A 2483-nucleotide genomic window follows, 5' to 3' on the forward strand; every position below is an offset into this window, starting at 1 on the left:
GTTCGACTGTGAGGACGACGCCATTCAGGCCATCTACGCGCACCACGTGCTGCACGGCGTGGCCTCGTTCGAGGAGACGCCGCCCGATATCGCCGAAATGCGCGCGCGCCGCGACAAGGTGCTGGATCACGGCCTGCCGTACCTCGTCGCGGAATGCGGCGGCACGGTCGCCGGCTACGCATACGCGACGCCGTACCGCCCGCGCAGCGCGTACCGCTTCACGATCGAGGATTCGATCTATATCGACGAAGCGCAGCGCGGTCGCGGGATCGGCCGGGCCTTGCTCGGCGCGCTGATCGCTCGCTGCGAAGCCGGCCCGTGGCGGCAGATGCTCGCCGTGATCGCCGACGGCGGCCGGGGCGGCTCGACGTCGCTGCATCGCGCCTTCGGCTTCGAGCCGATCGGCACGCTGCAATCGGTCGGCTTCAAGCACGGCCGCTGGATCGACACCGCGCTGCTGCAACGTCCGCTCGGCGAGGGCGCGAGCGTCCATCCCGCGCCGTTCGCGTCGCGCTAGAATGGCCGCATGGCAAAATCGACCCACACCATTCCCGACGAGGCCGCCGCGGAAACCGTCCGCAGCGAGTACACCGTCGACGAGCTCGCGCGCGTCTCGGACACGACCGTGCGCAACATCCGCGCGTACCAGGACCGCGGCCTGCTCGCGCCGCCCGAGAAACGCGGCCGCGTCGGCATCTATGGCGACACGCACGTCGCACGCCTGAAGCTGGTCAACCACCTGCTGGCGCGCGGCTATACGCTGTCGAACATCCAGGATCTGATCATGGCGATCGACGAAGGCCACGACCTTCGCTCGATTCTCGGCCTCGAAAACGCGATCGGCGGCCGCTGGTCGAACGAACTGCCGAAAACCTACTCGCTCGCGACGCTCGCGCACATGTTCGGGCCGCAGACGCCCGCCTCGCTCGCGCGCGTGACCGAGCTCGGGCTGCTCGAGCGGCGCGGCCTCTCGTTCGTCGCGAAGAGCCCGGCGTTGCTCGAGGCCGCCGCCGCGATCGTGAAGGAAGGCATTCCGGTGCGCGAGCTGCTTGACATGATCAGCCAAGCGCAACCGCACTTCGACGCGATCGCCCGGCTGCTGGTCGGTCTGGTCGTCCGCAAGCTCGACCACTACGACACCGGCACGCTGCCGCCGCCCACCGACGTGCCCGCGCTCGTCGACGCGATCTGGCGCCTGCGTCCGCTCGCGACGGAGTTCGTCGAAGGCGAAACGCACCGCGCGCTCGAAGCCGCCGCGAGCGCCTATCTCGGCGGCCGCGTCGCGACCATTCTCGACAGGAAGCTCGGCGACGAAGCCGCGCGCCAGCCGTCCCCGCACGACGACGCCGACAAGGCATAGGCGCGCGGGCGTCATATCCATATCGGCATTGCTTCGTTGGCGTGCCTGATCGCCCATGCGACGATTCTTCGAACGGAGCGGCACCGCGCCGCCCGCCCGAAGACACTTCGCATGGAGATCGCCCGATGCTTCGCCTCCCCCGCTGGATCACGCATACCGCCGCATCGGCGCTCGTCGCGCTGTCGGCTGCCTCGGCCTTCGCGCAGGGCGCCGACGACAACGTCGTACGCATCGGTTATCAAAAGGCCGGGCTGCTCTCGGTCGTCAAGGCGCAAGGCGCGCTCGAAACACGCCTGAAGCCGCTCGGCTACAGCGTGCAGTGGTTCGAATTCCCGGCCGGTCCGCAGCTGCTCGAAGCGCTGAATGCCAACAGCATCGACTTCGGCTACACCGGCGCGCCGCCGCCCGTATTCGCGCAGGCAGCCGGCGTGCGCTTCGTCTACGTCGGGGCGGAACCGCCGTCGCCGCACAACGAGGCTCTGTTCGTGAAACCCGATTCACCGATCAGGTCGGTCGCCGACCTGCGCGGCAAGAAGGTGGCGCTGCAAAAAGGCTCGAGCGCGAACTACCTGTTGCTGAAGGCGCTGCAAAAAGCCGGCGTGCGCTATGACGAGATCCGTCCGGTCTACCTGCCGCCCGCCGATGCCCGCGCCGCGTTCGAAAGCGGCAATGTCGACGCGTGGGCCGTCTGGGATCCGTATTACGCGTCCGCGCAGGAGGCGCTGAAGGTTCGCACGCTGTCCGATTACACGGGCCTCACCGCGGCGAACAATTTCTATGAAGCAACCCGCGATTTCGCGCAGCGTCACCCGGCGATCGTCGCCGCGATCCTGGAACAGGCGCGCACGACCGGCCAATGGGTCAACCGGCATCCGGCCGAAACCGCTGCGCTGATCGCGCCGAAGGTCGGCCTGAGCCAGGCGCTCGTCGAAACGTGGTTCAAGCGCGTGCCGTTCGGCGCCGTGCCGATCGACGACCGGATCGTCGCGACCCAGCAAGGCGTCGCGGACGCGTTCTACGACGCCAGACTGATTCCGCACAAGCTCACGGTCAGCGACAACGCGTGGATCGACAAGCGCGCGACGTCGGCGCTCGCGGCAAAGTAAGCGAGACGAGCGGGCCG

The 2483-nt window shown here is 68.3% G+C and carries 3 protein-coding genes; all 3 read left to right on the forward strand.

From position 1 onward, the window contains the following. Positions 1–517, forward strand: a 517-nt coding sequence (locus tag KH616_RS24095; protein ID WP_292253690.1) for a GNAT family N-acetyltransferase, incomplete at its 5' end; no start/stop codon positions are given. A 9-nt stretch (positions 518–526) separates the two neighbouring features. Next, positions 527–1360 (forward strand): MerR family transcriptional regulator, encoded by an 834-nt coding sequence (locus KH616_RS24100; protein ID WP_292253693.1) that lies wholly within the window; start codon positions 527–529, stop codon positions 1358–1360. 125 nt (positions 1361–1485) lie between these two features. Beyond that, positions 1486–2466: a sulfonate ABC transporter substrate-binding protein gene (locus KH616_RS24105; RefSeq protein ID WP_292253696.1), complete on the forward strand. Its 981-nt coding sequence runs from the start codon at positions 1486–1488 to the stop codon at positions 2464–2466. The last annotated feature ends 17 nt before the right edge of the window (positions 2467–2483 follow it).

Source organism: Burkholderia sp. (assembly GCF_018375725.1).
GTDB lineage: Bacteria > Pseudomonadota > Gammaproteobacteria > Burkholderiales > Burkholderiaceae > Burkholderia.

Bases quoted from the DNA above. Each gene is read 5' to 3' on its own strand.
- KH616_RS24100 (WP_292253693.1), top strand. From the start codon at position 527: ATGGCAAAATCGACCCACACCATTCCCGACGAGGCCGCCGCGGAAACC.
- KH616_RS24105 (WP_292253696.1), top strand. From the start codon at position 1,486: ATGCTTCGCCTCCCCCGCTGGATCACGCATACCGCCGCATCGGCGCTC.